Source organism: Pseudoalteromonas sp. 10-33 (assembly GCF_001469195.1).
GTDB lineage: Bacteria > Pseudomonadota > Gammaproteobacteria > Enterobacterales > Alteromonadaceae > Pseudoalteromonas.
This window is the reverse complement of sequence record NZ_LOFI01000023.1, coordinates 266,255-285,365: the sequence shown is the minus strand read 5'-3', so window position 1 is coordinate 285,365 and position 19,111 is coordinate 266,255. Positions and strand designations below refer to the sequence as shown.

The window sequence follows — 19,111 nt, the reverse complement described above, 5'->3', positions numbered from 1 at the left end:
GAAAAGTATGCCTAATTATGCAAATCGCTACATAAGTAGCCTAACTAGAGAAACGTATGCGTTAATACTTGCTGGTGGTCGTGGTTCTCGCCTGCACGAATTAACCGATTGGCGTGCAAAGCCAGCCGTATACTTTGGTGGTAAACACAGAATTATTGATTTTCCTTTGTCTAACTGTATTAACTCGGGTGTTAGGCGTGTGGGTATAGCAACACAATATAAATCTCACTCACTTATTCGCCACGTAAATCGAGCTTGGGGACACTTTAAAAAGGAACTGGGTGAATCGGTTGAAATATTACCTGCATCACAACGCCATGGTGATGAATGGTATTGCGGTACCGCCGATGCTGTTTTTCAAAATATGGATATTATTCGTCATGAATTACCTAAATATGTAATGATTTTATCAGGCGACCACGTTTATCGAATGGATTACGGTGCATTGCTTGCTGAGCATGTGCAAAAAGGGGCCGATATGACCGTGTGTTGTATTGAAGTACCCGTTGAAGAAGCTGCAGATACTTTTGGCGTGATGACGGTAGATGAAGAAAGCCGTGTTTGCCGTTTTGATGAAAAGCCAGCTATGCCAAGCTCAGTGCCAGGCAAGCCGGGTACATGTTTAGCATCCATGGGTAACTACATATTTAATACTGAGTTCTTATTTGAGCAACTCAAGAAAGATGCAGAAAATGAAGGCTCAGGTCGCGATTTTGGGCATGATATAATCCCTGCGATTATTGAAGAGCATAACGTTTTTGCATTTCCATTTAGAGACCCTCAACAGGAAGGTCAGCCTTATTGGCGCGATGTAGGAACACTTGACTCATTTTGGGAGGCTAACATGGAGCTTGTTATGCCAGAGCCTCAACTTGACCTATACGACCCAGCGTGGCCAATTTGGACATACCAAGAGCAATTACCCCCAGCTAAATTTATATTTGATGATGACGATAGACGAGGAATGGCCCTTGATTCTACCGTGTCTGGTGGGTGTATTATTTCGGGTTCGGCAGTAAGAAAATCCTTGTTGTTTTCTAACGTGCATGTGCGTTCATTTTGTGAAATTGAGCAATCGGTTATTTTACCGGGTGCTATTATTAACCGCGGTTGTAAAATTAAACGTGCAATAATAGACAGAAGTTGTGAAATACCAGCAGGGCTTGAAATAGGCTTTGATCGCAAAACAGATGAAGAGAATGGCTTTAGGGTATCAAAAAAAGGCATTGTACTTGTTACGCGAGAAATGCTTAGTGAACTTGCTAAAAAATTAGAACGTCAAACACAAGAAAATAAGAAACTAGCTTAATACAGAGTTAGGTAAAAACAAGCTTGCCCTGTAGCGGGCGAGCTTATTAAAACAAAGGAAGCAGTAAATTAATGCATGTATTAATGGTGGGTGCAGAAAACGATGCGTTACCTGGCGCTAAAGTAGGGGGTGTAGCAGATGTAGTTCGTGATGCACCTAAGGCTCTTGCAAAGCAAGGCGTATCGGTAGATGTGGTGATCCCAGATTATGGATTTGAGCCATTAAATAGGCATTACATAGGTGAAGTAACGGTAGCCTTTAATGCTCAATCTCATGTATTAACCTTGTTTAAAGTGGATCAAACAAAAAATAACATAACCCAAATTGTGATAAGTCACCCAATGTTTAGTGAATCGGGTAGCGTTTATTGTAATGATGCACCGGGCAGGCCATTTGCAACCGATGCAACAAAATTTGCGCTATTTAATGCCGCGGTTTGCGAAGCATTATTGCAAGGGGTACTAAAACGCCCTAATACATTGCATTTGCATGATTGGCATAGTGCATGTGTTGCTGTTCTCTTAAAATTTGAACCGCGTTACAGCCCTCTAATTGATATACATTTAGCCTACACAGTACACAATTTAGCACTACAAGGAATAAGACCTTTTAAGCACGATGAGTCGAGCTTAGAGGCTTGGTTTCCATCACTAAGTTATAACGGCCAACACTTGTGTGATCCAAGGTACACAAATTGTTTTAACCCAATGCGAAGCGCTATTAATTTAGCAGATAAAATTCATTTAGTGTCGCCTACCTATAGCCAAGAAGTACTTAAGCCAAGTAATTACAACGATGGCTTTTTTGGTGGTGAAGGGCTTGAGCACGATCTTCAAAATGCAGCTAATCTGGGTAAAGTGGTCGGCATTTTGAATGGCTGTGAATACCCTGCTCCTGAAGTGATAAAGGCAGATATTAATGAGCTGTACAGCGAGGCTGAAAAAAGCTTGTTTAGTTGGATGAGTAACAGCGAACAGCTTGAAAGCGGTCACTACATTGCACACCAACGATTGAAACAGTTTAAAGCAACCCCACATAATGGGCCACTAGTAACTAGCGTAGGTAGACTTACAGAGCAAAAAGTATTGCTATTGTGCCAGTCATTAAATGGTGAACTTGCTATAGACGCAGTATGTAATAGTATTAATGAGTACGGTGGGCGTTTAATTATATTAGGCTCTGGCGATAAAGCGTTAGAAGCCGTGTTTACAAAAGCTATGACGCGTAACGAAAACTTATTATTTTTAAAAGGTTATGCACAAAAAGTAGGCGACTTAATGTATCAATTAGGTGATTTATTTTTAATGCCTAGTTCCTTTGAACCGTGTGGAATTAGCCAAATGCTGGCAATGCGTGCAGGTCAACCTTGTTTGGTCCATAGTGTTGGCGGACTAAAAGATACAGTAAAACACAACGAAAATGGGTTTAGTTTTAACGGCGCAACATTACTTGAGCAAACACATAGTTTGCACGTATGCTTAGCTGAAACGCTAGCATTTTATAAACAATATCCCAAAAAATGGCAGCGAATAAAATCTAATGCAAAAGCAGTACGCTTTTCGTGGTCGCAGGTTGCAAGTGATTACATTTCAACCTTATACCGATAAAGTTTATGTGATTTAACTTAAGCGAAGTGACATTTTAGATTATTTACGCTATTAATAACTTGGTATTAATGGATTTAAATAAAGTAGGTAAAGTGTCTGTATTTGTTGCAAGGCAAGCAATTTTCAATCGGCGTCAAAAAGTAGTTGCGTATGAGCTGCTTTTTAGGGACAGCCCTAAAAACTTTTTTCCAGATATAGCCGAGGGACAGGCAACTGCGCGGCTTATTATGGAAAATCAGCTTAATTTGGGTACACGCCATATCACCTCAGGTAAAAAAGCACTTATCAACATTGGGCCAGAATCTTTAGAGCTTGACCTATGTGCCTTTTTACCATGCCAAGACGTTGTAATAGAGCTGCTTGAGAGCATAGAGCCCACCGATACAAATTACGAGTTATGCCGAGAGTTATTTCATAGTAATTTTAATCTCGCCCTTGATGATTTTGTTTATAAACCGCAATGGGATCGTTTTTTAAAGCTCGTTAAACTCATAAAATTTGATATAACCATAACCCCATTAGACGATATTCACCCTATTATAAAAAAGCTTAAAGATCACAAACAAATTAAGTTGCTGGCCGAAAAAATAGAAACACAAGAAGAATATGAAGTTGCTGCTGGTATGGGCTTTGATTACTTTCAAGGTTATTTTTTTGCAAAACCCACCATGATGAAGCATAACGACATCGATTATAACTACGGGTTAGTCGTGGCTATTTACGCTGAGATAATGAAACCTAATCCAGACCTAACGGCAATAGCACAATTGTTTGAACTTGATGCAGCACTAGCTTATAAATTATTGCGTTTAATTAATAGCGGTGTGTTTCCAATACAAAGTAAAATTGCGTCGTTAAAGCAAGCGCTTGTTTATTTAGGACAGGAGCGTTTAAAAAAGTTTGTTAGTTTAATCGTGACAGCTCACACTGCCGGTAAAAAGCCTGCAGAGCTAATGCAAGTGTGCGTGGTGCGTGCCCGTTTTTGTGAATTGATTGCTAAAAAAGTGGCCAAGCATCAGTCAGGAGAGGCTTTTTTAACCGGCTTGTTTTCGCTACTTGATGCTATATTAGATCAACCAATGAGCTTGCTAGTTGAAAAATTACCTTTTCAGGATGATATAAAAGCAGCCTTGCTTGAAGAAAAAAACACACTGTATTACATTTTAAAAGTTGTTAAAGCATATGAAACCGGCAGCTGGTGGGCACTCGAACAAGCGGTTATATTTTTAAATATACAAAGTGATATACTACCAGAGCTTTACCAGAAGTCGGTTGACTGGGCCGACAGCTATAAAAATAATATTTAACGGAAAATAGCTTTAATGCGTAATTATAATATGGACTTTATTCGCGGCATTGCCGTGCTTGGCTTAGTGTTTATGAATGGCTATGCCTTTGGTTTTATGGAATTTGGTTATGTGCCATTAACCATCCCCCCTGTAAGCGACACCCTCATTCAATATTTGAATATACTGTTTATAGAAGGCCGATTTAGAACGCTGTTTAGTCTACTTTTTGGCGCAGGTTTATATATTCAATGGCAGCGCTATAAGTCATCAGTTCAAATAAAAAGCAGATTATATTGGCTAATAATTTTTGGCCTCATACACGGCTTTTTACTTTGGGCTGGTGATATTTTGTTTGTTTATGGTGTATCTGGCTGGTTTATTATTAAATATTTAGACACCGACAACCCCAAGCTATTGCAAAGAGGGCTTGAGTTTACTGCTCTCTCAGCAGTAGTTACATTTTTAGTGTTGTTGAGTATTCCTGACGATCAGGCTTATCGTGATTCTGCCAAGTTTATCGAGTTATTTAGCCCCCATTACAGTGATTATTTTAATGAAAATCTTTATATAAATATTCTTATGCTAATAACAGTACCGCTAATGACTATGTGGATGTGCGTTGGCATTATGCTAATAGGTATTTACGCGTACAAAGAGAGAGTTTTTAGCAAAGGTTTATCAAGCCAGCAGTTGCGGATATGTACAGTAGGTGTACTTATTTCTTGTACTATAAGATTAAACACATCAACGCTTACTGGTGGCTTGGGTTTTAGTTTACAAGAAATTTCTAACATGTTCGCCGCCCTGTTTATGGCTGGGCTTTATATTCATTTAATCGTTAAGTTTTGTGGCAATAGCCCACAGTTTGGCAAACTAATACAGCAGGCGGGTCGGATGGCATTCACACTGTATATAAGCCAAACCGTTATGCAATTGCTTATTTATAGAGTGTTATTTCCAGAGTGGATACTTAGCTTTAATAGAATAGATTACTGGTTAGTTGCCGCGAGCTTAGTTGCTGCGCAGTTATTATTTACGTTATTTTACAGTTGTTATTTTAAACAAGGGCCGCTTGAAGTGCTTTGGCGTAAATTAACCGACATTAAATCGGCGGCATAACTCGCATTTTTAGGTGGTTTGGGTATACACTAGCGACCCTAAAAAACTAATACCATTAAGTGATATGACCGAATTAAAACGTTTAAATAAATTTATTAGTGAAACAGGTTTTTGTTCACGCCGTGAAGCCGATAAATATATTGAGCAAGGTCGTGTGTCAGTTAATGGTAATTCGCCAGAAATGGGCGTAAAGGTTGCAGCAACCGATGTCGTATTGGTTGATGGTAAACCATTAAAAACGCCACCTAAACGCGTTTATATTGCTTACAATAAACCGGTGGGTATAACGTGTACAACCGAGCGAAAAATACAAAGCAATATTGTTAAAGCGGTTAATTATCCCGATCGTATATTTCCAATTGGGCGATTAGATAGACCCTCTGAAGGATTAATCTTTTTAACCAACGAAGGCGATATTGTTAACAAAATTTTACGTGCGGGTAATAACCACGAAAAAGAATACGTAGTCACCGTTGACAAACCACTTAATCGCCAATTTGTATCTAAAATGGCCAACGGCATTCCTATTTTAGATACTGTTACCAAAAAGTGTAAGGTTACACAAACAGCCCCTAAAGAATTTAAGATTATTTTAACCCAGGGATTAAATCGCCAAATTCGTAGAATGTGCGAGTATTTAGGTTACGAGGTGGTTACTTTAAAGCGCACTCGCATCATGAATGTAACGTTAAAAGGCTTAAAAGTAGGGCAGTGGCGTCATTTATCAGATGTTGAAATGGCGCAAATTAACGACTCGATTGCGGACTCAGGAAAAACTCAAGAGCATTCTTTAGATACTAATAAGGTTGCGGATAAAAACGTTGGGGTGTCGTCCAAGCGTGACTTTCAGGGTGAAAACCCGCGCCGTAATAAACAAAAAGAGCATGGTGGCGAGCAAAAAAATAATCGCGCTAAAGCACCTTACCAAAAGCGCTCTACAACCTATGTCGGTAAACCAAAAACGGTAAAAACAAATAGTGCATCTAGCAATAAAGCAGGCGCACGAACAAAGCTAAGTTTAAAAAAATAAGCTAAACAATTACCATTATATTTGTTTAAGTTATAAAAAAAGCCACAGTTTACGCTGTGGCATTTTTATTTAGATAAACACTTAATATGTCGTTATTTACTTGGTTGGTATTCAATTCTAAAAATCATAGTATATAAAACAGGCACTACTATTAGTGTCAATATAGTGGCAAAGCCTAAACCAAACATAATAGTGACCGCCATTGATTGAAAAAACACATCAAATAGTAATGGGATCATACCCAGTATTGTGGTTATAGCTGCCATTGCGACAGGACGCACACGGCTTACGCCAGATTCGAACACTGCTTGATATGGCGATTTACCATCGCGAAGCTCAAGGTTTATTTGATCGACTAACACTATACCATTTTTAATAAGCATGCCGCTTAAGCTTAATAACCCAAGTAGGCCCATAAAACTAAACGGTGCGTTCATAGCTAATAAACCGGCACTTACACCAATAATTGCTAATGGTACCGTAGCCCAAATTACAAGAGGCTGTTTTAAAGAATTAAAAAGTAAAACAGTTATAGCAAACATAGCTAAATAGCCCAGCGGTAAAGAACCGAATATTGCTTTTTGAGCCTTACTAGATGATTCATATTCGCCGCCCCATTCTAAAGAGTAGCCATGAGGTAGCTCTATAGATTCAATGGGGCCTCGTACTCGGGCAAATAATTTAGCGGCTGTTTCGTCGCCTAATACATTTTGATCGGCCATTATCGTAATTGTTCGCTTTCTATCGCGACGCATTATTAGGCTATCTTCCCATTCAACTATAAACTCATCAACTACTTGCGTTACCGGCACAAATACACCTAAAACAGGGCTGTATATTTGCAAGTCATGAACGCTGTCTACATTTAGGCGCTCATTCGCAGGTGAGCGAGCAATAATAGGTAAAAGCTGGGTTCCATCACGATATACACCGACTTGTTTACCCGAAAGGCTTGTAAGCAGCACATCATCCAGGTCTGATTTACTGATCCCTAAACGTCGCGCTTTTTGCTCGTTAAACTGTGGGCGAATCATTTTAGTACGTGCACGCCAATCGTTTCGGATATTAAAGGCGCCGTCGTCTTGCGACATTAGTTTTTCAGCCTCTGCAGCGAGTTTTCTCAGAATAACAGGATCTGGGCCGGTAAAACGAGCTTCTATTTTTGCATCAGTAGAAGGCCCAATTTCCATAGGCTTTATTTTTAGTTGAGCTGATAACGGTGTATTTTGAGAATAATCACGGACTTTTTGCATAACAATCGCAACTGCTTCGCGGTTTTTTACTCTTATAATAAGTTGTCCATACGACGAGTAAGACTTTTGAGGCGCATAAGTAAGCATAAAGCGTGGCGCACCTTGCCCGGTTGTACTTGTTACTTCTTCTACAAGTTCTTCTTTTTGCAAATAGTGTTCAAGCTTTTTTATACCGTCTAGTGTGGCACGAATATCCGAACCTTGTTGTTGCCAGTAATCTACGTAAAACATAGGTGTGTTAGAGGCGGGGAAAAACGACTGCTTAACCGAACCAAAACCCACTACGGCACTGCACAGTAATACAACCATGAGGATCATAGTTGATTTACGGTAATGCATTGCTAAATCTAATAGTGTTTTATAGCCTGTAAAAATAAACCCCTGGTATGGGGCGTTATCTGAATCGCCTTCGGTGTTTTTATCTTTTTTAAACTCATTTTCTGAAAACATAAGATTTGCAAAAAATGGCGTTAAGGTAATAGCGGTTATCCAGCTAAGTAACAACGATATAAATAACACCCAAAATAAGCTGCCGGCAAACTCACCCGTTGCGTCAGAACTTAAACCAATTGGCGCAAACGCAGTAATGCCTATGATGGTTGCACCTAATAATGGCCACTTGGTCTGCTCTACAATATTAATAGCGGCTTTAAGTTTAGTTTGACCCCGTTTTAAGTTTATTAAAATCCCTTCGGTAACAACAATAGCGTTATCTACCAGCATACCGAGGGCAATGATCAGTGCACCTAGCGATATACGTTGTAAGTCAATGGCAAACAACTTCATAAAAATAAAAGTGCCTAAAACAGTTAGTAATAAAATACCGCCTATTAAAATGCCGCTTTTAAGGCCCATAAAAATAAGGAGTACCACAATCACTATCGCAATGGCCTCTAGCAGACTAACAATAAAACCGTCTACCGAGGTTTCTACTTCTTTTGGTTGGTTATAAACAGCATTCACGTCAATACCATGCGGGCGCTGGTACTCAAGTTCTGCTAAGTGAGCATCAATACGTTTACCTACATCAACCACATTAACGCCATTCATAAACGACACGCCAATTAATAGTGCTTGCTCAGAATTGTATCTAATAACATTATTAGGTACTTCAGCGTATTCCCTAAATACCTCGGCGACATCACCTAAGTAAATAAGCTCGCTGGCACCTGGTTTAGAAATCAGCAGGGTTTCAAGCTCTTTAACATTTTTAAATTCGCCGGTAGGGTGAAAACGAATTGATTCGTCGCCCACTCTAATTTTACCTGCGTTAGATACCGTGTTTTGTGACTGTAATAAAGCAAATATATGGCTAGGGGCTATACCAAGTTGGGCTAATTTACGGGTAGATATTTCTACCATTACTTGTGGCTGTTGCTCACCGGCAATGGTTACTTTGCTTACCCCTTTTACTAATACCAATTCACGTTTTAAATAGTCGGTATAGTCTTTTAGTTCATCGTAAGAGTAGCCGTCACCCACAACAGAATATAAAACACCGTATACATCGCCAAAGTCATCTAAAATTGTGCTTGGGTAAACACCACTGGGTAAAGACGGAGAAAGATCGTTTATTTTACGACGCATTTCATCCCAAATTTGGCGAAGTTGCTCTTTTCGATAAGTGCTCTTCATTTCTACGGCTATTTGAGATTTGCCATTTGACGAAATAGACGTGACATGATCAACATACGGTAACTGTTGAATTGCATTTTCGAGTGGAAAAGTAACTTCTTCTTCAACCTGTTGCGGTGATGCGCCAGGGTACATGGTAATAACCATGGCCTGTTTAAGTGTAAATTCAGGGTCTTCTAGTTGGCCTAAATCAAAATACGATACGCTACCACCAATTAAAAGCAGCAGGGCAAACATCCAACTAATTACTTTTTTTTCTATGGAAAGTTGTGCAAAGCTCATAATTATAAGCCTCGCTCTTTATTCCATGGACGAACTTTCATGCCTTCTTCAATCGAGTGAACACCCGCAGACACCACAATTTGGCCCTCTTTTATACCGCTAAGTACCTCTATGCCATCATGGTGTAATTGGCCAACTTCAACAGCTTGCTTATGGACTTGGCCAGTATTTTCATCATAAAGCCAAACATAGGCATTATTGTTAATCGCTTTTTGGGGATCAGAAAAAACCGATTCAATAGGGAGTATTGTGTAAGCAACCTGCGAACGTGTCACTTTGCTTAAATCAATTAAAACACGGCCAGTCATACCGGCTAGTAAGTTAAAGTCATCAGGGACGGGTAGCGAAAATACCACTTTATAGGTCAGTGTTGCAGGATCGGCTTGGGTGTCCCATTCTTTAATGTCGAGGGTGTATTCTTTATCTTCAAAGCCATCAAATTTAACCGTTGGATGGTAATCAGTGCCTTTTTTAAAACGCGCCACTATTTTTTCAGGAACCTGAATTTCTACGTCCATTAAATCGCGAGTTTCTAGGCGCAAAATATTTTGCTTTGCCTGAATGTTTTCAAAGTTTTTTACAAATACCTTTGCAACGGTACCGGCAAATGGCGCACGCAACTCGCTGTATTCGAGGTTGGTTTCAGCGATTTTAAAGGCAGATTCAGCTATTTGCATATTTGCTAAAGCTTGGTCTAACTCAGATTGGCTAGTGATTTTCTTTTCAAATAGCTGCTCTATTCTGCTCAATTGCGACTTTGCCAACTCATAACGTGCCTTTCGTTCATCAAACTGCAGTTGAAAATCTTCAGGGTCTAATTTGGCTAGTAAATCGCCTTTTTCAACGTGTTCACCGGCAAGAACCGGAAACTCTATAAGTTCTCCGTTTACTCTAAATGCAAGGTAAGATCCTTGGTTTGCAACCACCTCAGCAGGGAAACTACGAATATTGATTTGAGAGTCATGGCCAATATTGAACAGCTTAACAGGGCGAATGGGCTCTTCTTTAACTTGTTGTTCTGGCTCAGAACAGGCAATTAAGCTAAGTAGGGTCGTTGTTAGTAAACATAGACGAAAGAGTTTCATGTCTTCTCCGTTGCAATATTGGCAAAATAATTAAGTGCAGGATACGCTGCAAACATATAAAATAAAATTCATTAAATTTTAGAGACTCAATAAGTTTTACTTATAATGTTTTGAGGCGGTATATGAAGCTGAATCAATTAGTAATATTAGATGCCATAGTGCAAAGCGCAAGTTTGAGCGGCGCTGCGCAAAAGCTTCATAAAACACAGCCTGCGTTAACATTGGCTATTAAAAACCTAGAATCGCAAATAGGGTTTGAGCTTTTAGACAGAACTAAGTATAGATTACAGCTGACTGAAAAAGGGCGTATCTTTCATCGTGAAGCCCAACAGCTGCTGCATGCGAACGACGAGCTTGCAAAACTGGCAGAAGAGCTCTCATTAGGGAATGAACCGCAATATAAAATTTGTTACGAGCAGCTTTGTCATAAGCAAAGCTACAACCAGATCATAAGTAATACTTTTAAACAGTTTACCAGTACCGAGTTTTGTATTAGCAGTGGAAAACGATTTGCGTCGTTAGAGCAAGTAAACAATGGACAAGCAGAGCTAGGCATTGGCCCATGGTTTGATTTATTTCATGCCACTGGCGATTTAGAAAGTTTGCCCATAGGTAAGCTCGATATTGGAATAATAAGCGCAAAAGGGGTTTTACCCAAACAGCTCACTTATACTCAACTACAAAACTACCCCTGCTTAGCAATGTTTGAAAGCGATTTAAGTATAGACAGCGAAAGGCTTTCGTATTCCAAAGGCTCCGCAATGATGAAAATAGACGATGTGGCGACCTTAAAATCGTTTTTACTCTCAGGAGCTGGTTGGGCCATGATGAGCTTAGAGCATTGCGCGCCTGAAATAAAAGCAGATTTATTACAAGAAATCCTTATTACCGACCGCGAGCATAAATTTAGCGCACAAATAAGAGCGTTTAGGCAACACGCCATTCATCATGGCCCAGTGGCACGCACTGTATGGGACCAATTTAAACAGCTGAGTAAGGTCTACGCTAATAAAAATGGATATTGATAAACACACTGTAATTTATACTATCATAGCGAGTATACCCAAAGGTTGTGTTGCCAGTTACGGCCAAGTAGCGGCGCTTGCAGGTTATCCTAATAATGCTAGGTTGGTAGGTCGTTTATTAAAAGAGATACCAAAAGGTTCGACGATCCCATGGCATCGAGTGGTTAATAGCCAAGGTAAAATATCGTTTGCTGAGAGCTGTCCTCAGTATCACATTCAACGAGAGAGATTAATTACTGAAGGCATTGTTATTAACCAGCGTATTAATATGGCCAAGTACCGCTGGTAGTAAACTAAAGCTCAGCTAATACTCAATTTTATGTAAGTTAGTTAAAGCCCAAATTTCATTAGCAGTCCATTCGTTTAACCAAATAGGAATAGCCTCAGCTTTCATGGGTTTGGCAATACCATAACCTTGTGCTAAGTGGCAACCAAGTAGCATAAGAGTTGCTGCATGCTCAGGCGTTTCTACGCCTTCAGCTATAACACCTCGTTTAAATGAATTAGCCAGCGCAATAACGCCTTTTACAATTGCTAAATCGCTCGAGTCTTCAAGCATATCTCTAACAAAGCTTTGATCTATTTTTATTAAACTTGCTGGTAAACGTCTTAAATAAGTCAGTGATGAATAACCGGTACCAAAATCATCCAACGAAAAATCAACCCCTAAAGCTTTACAATCCTGCATAGTTTTAGACACATGGGTCACATCGCTCAGTGCACTGGTTTCTAGTACTTCTAGCTCTAAATTGGTTGCATTTACTTGTGGGTGCGCCAATAGTAATTCAGTTAACTTTGAGGTAAATTCAGGTTGTTGTAATTGTACTGCAGCAACATTAACACTCACTTTTACAGTTAAACTTGGCGTTAATGATTGCCATTGATTAATTTGAGTCAAGGCGGTATCAATAACCCACTCGCCAAGGTCTATCATTAGTTGATTGTTTTCAATGGCTGGTAAAAACTCGATAGGGCTTAGTAAGCCACGCTCGGGGTGTTGCAGGCGTATTAATGCCTCTACGCCAATCATATCGCCGGTTCGCATATCAACCTTAGGTTGGTAATAAAGCACAAACCAATTATTCGCTAAAGCCTCACGAATGAGCGCAATGCCTTTTTGTTGTAATTTAACTGTATCTCCTTGACTCGTATCGAACAAATGATAACGATTTTTGCCCATTTGTTTGGCAATATACATGGCTTGATCGGCATGGCGCATTAATTGATCGGCATCAAAATTATCTTCAGGGTATACGGTCACCCCAATACTGGCAGAAACATTTAAGACAATGTCATTCACCGTAACCGGTTTAGCTGCTGCAGCTAATAGCCGCTCGAGCACAGGGACACAATCGGCAATTGATTCTAGGTTGGTTAATACGGCAACAAATTCATCGCCACCAATACGGGCTAAACTATCCTCTTCACGCAGTGCATCTTTTAAACGGATAGAGATCGCAACAAGTAACTTATCGCCAATATCATGCCCATGTGAATCATTTACCTGCTTAAATCCGTCTAAATCTAGAAACACCACAGCCAGTGAATTGTTATGTCGACGGCATTGCAACATGGTTTGGCTAAGCCTATCTGCTAGCAGCACACGGTTTGGCAAGTTAGTTAATAAATCATAATGTGCAATTCGGCTTAGTTGCTCTTGTTGACGTTTAGCTTGGGTTATATCGGTAAATATTCCCAAGTAAAAAGTAAAGTTGTTATCATCGGTTAACACGGAAATAGTTAGTAGCTCTGCATACAGCTCGCCATTTTTTTTGCAGTTCCAAATCTCTCCTTGCCAATGGCCAACCTTGTTTAATTGTAGCCATATATCTTTATAGAAAGAGTCTGACTGTTTACCAGAGTTTAAAAACTCTGGGGTGCGGCCTATTACCTCATCATGGCTGTAACCGGTTATTCGACAAAAAGCAGGATTAACATCAACAATATGTCGATTTGCATCAGTAATAATAATGCCTTCGTGAGTATCTCTAAATACGCGCGAAGATAAATGCAGCTTTTCCTCAATTAGCTTTCGTTTAGTAATATCGATTGATACACCCAACATAGTGACTGCAATACCTTGATTATCTCTAACGAGTGTTCCTTTGGTATTAAACCAGCGAATTCCACTGCGTTTATTAACAATACGATGATCAATATTATATTCCTTTGCATCGTCAATGCATTGTTCTATATTTCTTATGACATCGGCACGATCAGCAGGGTAAATAATGGCCAGATATTCATTTTTAGTCATTTCTAGTTGTTTAACACTGCCGTTAATTAATCTAATACCATGTTCAGAAAAACGGATTACATTGGTTTTTATATCCCATTCCCAAGTCGCAATCCCACCTACTTTTTGACTCAGATGAAGCCGTCTTTCGGTATCGGTAAGTGCCTTAATATTATTTTGTAGTGCATGAGTACGTTGCGTTACTTTTTTTTCTAGTTTTAGGTGACTGGCTCTTAAGCGAGTCACTAAATAAGAAGTGACTGTGGTTAAAAGGATGAACAGGGCTGCAATAGCAACACCAAATAACAGCATGCTACTATCTTTCCAGCCATTGATAGGATAAGTTTTAAATACCCAAACCCCATTTGGCACTTGTATATTAAAGTCTACAGTATTTTTTATTTTTTGGTTTTTTGAGCTAACAATAATTTGTACATCATTTGTATCGGGCATGATTTTTGAAAGTTCATAGCCAATACCTGCCTGTGGCAGTTGTGCTAAGTCAACGCTTTGCAGAATATCCGGAAAGCGAATAAGCGCTGTAGCAAAACCCCAAAACTTTTTACCCTCTTGCGTATCTAGATAGACAGGTAGCCTAGCAGCAGCCCCCATTCCACCTTGAAATAACTCAAACGGCCCTGCGAGGGTTAATTTCCCGGTTTGTTTGGCTAAAAATGCCTCTTGAATTCGCAATGGATTTTCTAATACATTATTGCTTAAAGCGCTTTCATTGCCTTTAAGTGGTACTACGTGTGTAAGTATACCGTTTTTATGAAGTTGTAAGGCGGCAAGGCCGGGGTAGAGCGCTAACATTTCAGATGCAAGCTCTTCAAAACCATCTGTTTTGCCATTTTGTGTGCGAATTAATGCTGCGATTGGATAGGCTGCAGAAAGCGTTTGGTTAAGGTTATTTCTAATGTGGTTTACGTAACTACCTGAAACTTCTCTTATAGAGATTTGCTTTTGCTGATAAATGTATTGATCAAGTAAGTAAATTGAATACACGGCGGCAAGTGTTGATATTAAAAAAGTGATCAAAACGAGTCTTGCATAGATAAACAAGCTTAATATTTTTGGGCGTGTCTTAGATAATGACAATGTAATAACACCTAGCGTTGTTGATACCAACAAACAATAATAATTAATTAAGCGAGTTGGTATTAGCCGCGTCCATCTAAATCAACGGCGTTTTGAGTTCTTTTTTTCAGTATAGCAAACAGATTTCTAGATCATGAGATAGATTTCGTTATCATTTTTATTAATAAGTACATGTCCAGGGTATTAGCTAAAAACGCAGGTAATGAGGTGATATTTAAAAAAGACTATGTGTATTATTGCTTAATACACATAGCGGGTAATAGCGATGTAATGGCTTACGCATCCACCAATAACAAAGAGGTGCCAAATAGCATGGCTATATTGAGTACTTTTAGCGCTGTAAAACACAGTACCTACACTATAAAATACGCCGCCAGCTAATAGCCAGTAAAGTGCATTTATATTAACGTTTGAATACAGCGGGTAAATAATTGCTAATGCAAACCATCCCATGAGTAGGTAAGTGGCAAGGGATATTTTTTTATTACCATTTTTAACAAGTATTTTGTACGCAACACCCGCAATAGCAACACTCCATATAAAAGTGAGTGTTCCCCATGACCAAGCCCCCGAAAGTGAGAGCAATAAAAAAGGAGTGTAGGTGCCAGCAATAAGTAAATAAATGGCGCAGTGGTCACACTTCTTATATAAAGCACGTAAACGTGGTTGGACGCTGGCGTGGTATAGGGTTGATGATAAAAAGAGTATAAACAAGGTACTACCGTATATTGCAGTACTTATATAGGCTTTGGGATTTGTAGCTTGACTAAATAGATCCCACATAACAAACACGGCAAAAATAATACCCAGAGCATGGCTTATAACATTGAGCTGTTCTTCTTTACGGGAATAAGGGGCGTCGAGTGACATTACTGCTCCTACCACTATTTAATTAGCGTTTAGTGTACAAGTGTACGCTGAAATTTTCAATCACTGTACAAGTTAAACCTTTTTCTTGATTTTAAACAAAAATAATTCACTATGGGTTGGCCTATTTTCAACATAGCTTAAGTTAAAAACCATGAAAGCAAATTTAAAAGCCGCATTACTAACAGCCATTATTTATCCAGGGGCTGGGCACTTTTCGTTAAAAAAGCATTTAATAGGTGCAATATTTGCTGGTGTGTTTTCGGTGTTATTAATTTTAACGATGAAGGATATTTTTGCCGTTGCACAATGCACAGCCAATGAAATTGTGGCAGGGAAAATACCTATGACTCTTACCTCTATATTTGGTGCCGCAAAAGAGCCGTCACAAGCATGTGCAAAACTTGCAGAATACAAATACTTACCACTTATGATTGTGATTTGGGTGTTGAGTATGGTTGATGCCTTTCGTTTAGGTAAAAAGTAAGCCTAAGCCTATTAGTCTTTTTATATTTACTGATCTTATTATTTCAAAACCATTATTTATGGTTGCGTGTTTTTAATAATGACTTTGTGATTGACCGACCATTTTAATTTAATGCTTTTGCGAATCTATAAAACTGAGCATACCCACTATTTATTTTAACTAAAAAGTGGCTAAAAAATAAATTTACGTGGTTAAATTAACCTCTCCTGAATTTTTATAAATTACCTACATTGTAAAATAATTATATATATCAATAATTTAAACTTTATTTTCATCTTGGCACAACCCTTGAGTATATAACTACGTCTAAACAATACACCAACAAGGAATACCATTATGAAACATTCAATTAAAATCGCTATGGCTAGTTTATTAGTATTAGGTTCTTCGCAAGTAAACGCGACAGAAGTTGACCTAGATGTAACTGATATTTTAACAAGCAGTGTGACAAGCTATATTAAGCAAACCACCATAGAGCTTGAAAAATCTATAAAAGATACCCTTTATTTTGATACAAAACTAACACTTGAATCGTTAATTGAGCCTGCTGACTTAGTCAGTAATGAAGTAGCTGAAAGTACGAATCCAGCAGTAAAAAACGCAAAATAAGCAACTTAAAGGAATAAGACGATGAGTACCGAACTTGGATTATTTGCACTTATGTTAGCACCTGTAGTGAGTATTATAACTGCGTATGTATCTGTACAAGCATTAAAGAGCATGGGCGGGTGGCTTAATATTTAACCAGCTAAATATATTGCAATTAATTCGGTTTATTTAAAGCTGATCGACTTAGTAAAAACGCACGTAAATAAAGGCAGTGTTATTGATAGAAGTAGACTTTATGAAACGTGCGATTTTCCCATTACCCATTTTTATTTTACCTGAAGGCTACACGCGTTTGCGTATTTTTGAGCCTCGTTATTTAAATATGGTTAAAACTGCATTAAAAAATAGCACGGGCTTTGTACTATGTACGTTTGAGCACGACACACCTTTTAATATAAGCGCCCAAGGCTGTTTGGTTGACATAATTGATTTTGACCAAGACGACAATGACGTGCTGCTTATTGATGTTTTTGCGTCTAAAAGCGTTCAAATTAACGATGTTTACCAAGACGAAGAAGAACTCCGTCATGGCTTAATATCTGACTGCAAAACGCCTTATTGGTATAACGAAACAAACACTGCTGTTGCGGAGCATTTTTTGCTACATGATGCGTTGCGCAATGTGTTTTATGGCAACCCTGAATTAAACCTACTTTATAAAACAACTAACTTTAACAACCTAGCGTGGATAGCCGCACGTTGGCTTGAGCTATTACCTATTTCGATCGAGAAAAAACAACAACTTGCGTTCGAAACTAACTTTGATAACTTACTCAATTTCCTCCATACTGTGATTAATAACGAATTTGCCTAAATAATGTGATCCTACACAATTTATTGTACGTATTACTCATATCAAAACAATAATGGGATTAATTACTATGGTAAGTCAACAACAGTCAACTCGTTGTGAACCTAACACAGGTAAGTATACTGCCATGCCAGAAACGCCTAGTTCTGAACTTATGCAAGCATTAATTTCGGTTGCACAAGACCGCGATAAAAAAGCATTTGCCTATTTATTTGAATATTTTTCACCAAAAATTAAGCGCTTTGGAATAAAGCAGTTTGGTGTTGAAGCACAAGCGATGGAGCTTGTGCAAGAAACGTTAACGTCAGTTTGGCGTAAAGCGCATTTATATAATAGCGATAAAGGTGCTGCGACTACGTGGGTTTACACAGTAATGCGTAATGCCTCGTTTGATATGCTTCGCAAGATGAAAAGTAATAAAGAAGAAAACATTAGCGAAGATATATGGCCTTTAATTAACGATTCTGAAGACACAAATCACGAATACACTGATCATTTAGAAGATAAACAAATTAAACGCTACCTTGATAAATTGCCTATCGCACAACGCGAAGTTGTTCGTGGGGTTTATTTTCAAGATATGTCGCAAGAGCAATTAGCTCAACAACTTAATATTCCAGTAGGCACGGTAAAATCACGATTACGTTTAGCCTTGCAGAAATTACGTAATGAAATGGGAGATCAGCATGATTAAACATCACCCGAGTGAAACACTACTTACAGAGTATTGTTCAGCGTCGTTAAGTGCCTCTTTGGGCCTTGCAGTTTCGATACATGTAGACATGTGTCCTGTTTGCCAAGAAAAAGTAGCAAAAATAGAAGCAAGCAATGCAGATGCTTTGTTTAGTGAAGACACCGAATCTTTTGAGCAACCGATTGATAACCAATCTCAATTGCTTGAAGAGTTTGATATGAACGTGCTTGACCTAATCACTGCTGATGATTCTATAGATGAAGTGTATGAGGTAGAACCTGTTAAAGTAAGTGTTAATGAGCATAACTACCAATTGCCTCGCGCATTGTCGCGTATTTCACACAGCAAATTTACTCAAGTTGGCAAATTAGCTCGCTCACGCGTTGCATTAGACGATGGTGCGCTACGCTCAAGTTTGCTACATATAGATGCTGGCGGTGAAATTCCTGAACATACTCACACAGGTTTTGAAATAACCCTGTTACTAGACGGTGAGTTTTGTGATGAAGACGGACACTACGTACCAGGTGACTTTATTTGGCAAGATGGCAGCCACCAACACACGCCAATAACAAAAGATGGGTGTTTATGCTTTACAGTTGTGAGCAGTGCGCTACATTTTAATAAAGGGCTAAGTAAGTTACTAAATCCAATTGGTAATTTAATCTACTAAGA

At 38.8% G+C, this 19,111-nt stretch carries 16 protein-coding genes; 12 read left to right on the top strand and 4 right to left on the bottom strand.

Annotated features, from left to right (window positions below):
• Positions 1–7: 7 nt before the first annotated feature.
• The 5 genes from glgC to rluF all read left to right on the top strand — a co-directional run bounded on the left by glgC (position 8) and on the right by rluF (position 6,354).
• A complete protein-coding gene (gene glgC, locus ATS76_RS12130) occupies positions 8–1,309 on the top strand; it encodes a glucose-1-phosphate adenylyltransferase (RefSeq protein ID WP_058552342.1) in 1,302 nt (433 codons plus the stop codon).
• Between the two features lie 71 nt (positions 1,310–1,380).
• Positions 1,381–2,916 carry a glycogen synthase gene (locus ATS76_RS12125; protein WP_058552341.1) on the top strand — a complete coding sequence of 512 codons (1,536 nt, stop codon included), beginning with the start codon at positions 1,381–1,383 and terminating at the stop codon, positions 2,914–2,916.
• A 92-nt stretch (positions 2,917–3,008) separates the two neighbouring features.
• A complete protein-coding gene (locus ATS76_RS12120) occupies positions 3,009–4,223 on the top strand; it encodes an EAL and HDOD domain-containing protein (protein ID WP_058552397.1) in 1,215 nt (404 codons plus the stop codon).
• Between the two features lie 30 nt (positions 4,224–4,253).
• The gene (locus ATS76_RS12115; protein WP_058552396.1) at positions 4,254–5,324 is read left to right on the top strand and encodes a DUF418 domain-containing protein; all 1,071 of its coding nucleotides are present in this window, start codon (positions 4,254–4,256) and stop codon (positions 5,322–5,324) included.
• A 64-nt stretch (positions 5,325–5,388) separates the two neighbouring features.
• A complete protein-coding gene (rluF, locus tag ATS76_RS12110; protein WP_058552395.1) occupies positions 5,389–6,354 on the top strand; it encodes a 23S rRNA pseudouridine(2604) synthase RluF in 966 nt (321 codons plus the stop codon).
• 92 nt (positions 6,355–6,446) lie between these two features.
• Here rluF and ATS76_RS12105 read toward each other — a convergent pair whose 3' ends face one another.
• Positions 6,447–9,524 carry an efflux RND transporter permease subunit gene (locus tag ATS76_RS12105; protein WP_058552340.1) on the bottom strand — a complete coding sequence of 1,026 codons (3,078 nt, stop codon included), beginning with the start codon at positions 9,522–9,524 and terminating at the stop codon, positions 6,447–6,449.
• 2 nt (positions 9,525–9,526) lie between these two features.
• Entirely contained in the window at positions 9,527–10,609 is a 1,083-nt protein-coding gene (locus ATS76_RS12100; protein WP_058552339.1) for an efflux RND transporter periplasmic adaptor subunit, read from the bottom strand.
• Between the two features lie 122 nt (positions 10,610–10,731).
• Here ATS76_RS12100 and ATS76_RS12095 point away from each other — a divergent pair, with 122 nt between their 5' ends.
• A complete protein-coding gene (locus ATS76_RS12095; RefSeq protein ID WP_058552338.1) occupies positions 10,732–11,634 on the top strand; it encodes a LysR family transcriptional regulator in 903 nt (300 codons plus the stop codon).
• Positions 11,624–11,923 (top strand): MGMT family protein, encoded by a 300-nt coding sequence (locus ATS76_RS12090; protein ID WP_058552337.1) that lies wholly within the window; start codon positions 11,624–11,626, stop codon positions 11,921–11,923. Before ATS76_RS12095 ends, ATS76_RS12090 begins: the two co-directional genes overlap by 11 nt.
• A 15-nt stretch (positions 11,924–11,938) precedes the next feature.
• Here the strand turns inward: ATS76_RS12090 and ATS76_RS19080 are convergent, their stop codons facing one another.
• Both ATS76_RS19080 and trhA read right to left on the bottom strand, forming a co-directional pair.
• On the bottom strand, positions 11,939–14,908 hold the full coding sequence (locus ATS76_RS19080; RefSeq protein ID WP_235590932.1) for an EAL domain-containing protein: 2,970 nt from the start codon (positions 14,906–14,908) through the stop codon (positions 11,939–11,941).
• Between the two features lie 300 nt (positions 14,909–15,208).
• A complete protein-coding gene (gene trhA / locus ATS76_RS12080) occupies positions 15,209–15,838 on the bottom strand; it encodes a PAQR family membrane homeostasis protein TrhA (protein ID WP_058552336.1) in 630 nt (209 codons plus the stop codon).
• Positions 15,839–15,989: 151 nt separating this feature from the next.
• Between trhA and ATS76_RS12075 the strand changes: the two genes are divergently transcribed.
• The 5 genes from ATS76_RS12075 to ATS76_RS12055 all read left to right on the top strand — a co-directional run bounded on the left by ATS76_RS12075 (position 15,990) and on the right by ATS76_RS12055 (position 19,109).
• On the top strand, positions 15,990–16,322 hold the full coding sequence (locus tag ATS76_RS12075; RefSeq protein ID WP_058552335.1) for a hypothetical protein: 333 nt from the start codon (positions 15,990–15,992) through the stop codon (positions 16,320–16,322).
• A 336-nt stretch (positions 16,323–16,658) separates the two neighbouring features.
• Positions 16,659–16,931 carry a hypothetical protein gene (locus ATS76_RS12070; protein ID WP_058405137.1) on the top strand — a complete coding sequence of 91 codons (273 nt, stop codon included), beginning with the start codon at positions 16,659–16,661 and terminating at the stop codon, positions 16,929–16,931.
• Between the two features lie 235 nt (positions 16,932–17,166).
• Positions 17,167–17,745, top strand: coding sequence for an LON peptidase substrate-binding domain-containing protein (locus ATS76_RS12065; protein ID WP_171034603.1), 579 nt, complete (start codon positions 17,167–17,169; stop codon positions 17,743–17,745).
• A 67-nt stretch (positions 17,746–17,812) separates the two neighbouring features.
• Positions 17,813–18,436, top strand: a complete 624-nt coding sequence (locus ATS76_RS12060; protein WP_058552334.1) for a sigma-70 family RNA polymerase sigma factor — start codon at positions 17,813–17,815, stop codon at positions 18,434–18,436.
• Positions 18,429–19,109, top strand: a complete 681-nt coding sequence (locus ATS76_RS12055) for a ChrR family anti-sigma-E factor (RefSeq protein WP_058552333.1) — start codon at positions 18,429–18,431, stop codon at positions 19,107–19,109. The genes ATS76_RS12060 and ATS76_RS12055 overlap by 8 nt, the downstream gene beginning before the upstream one ends.
• Positions 19,110–19,111: the final 2 nt, after the last annotated feature.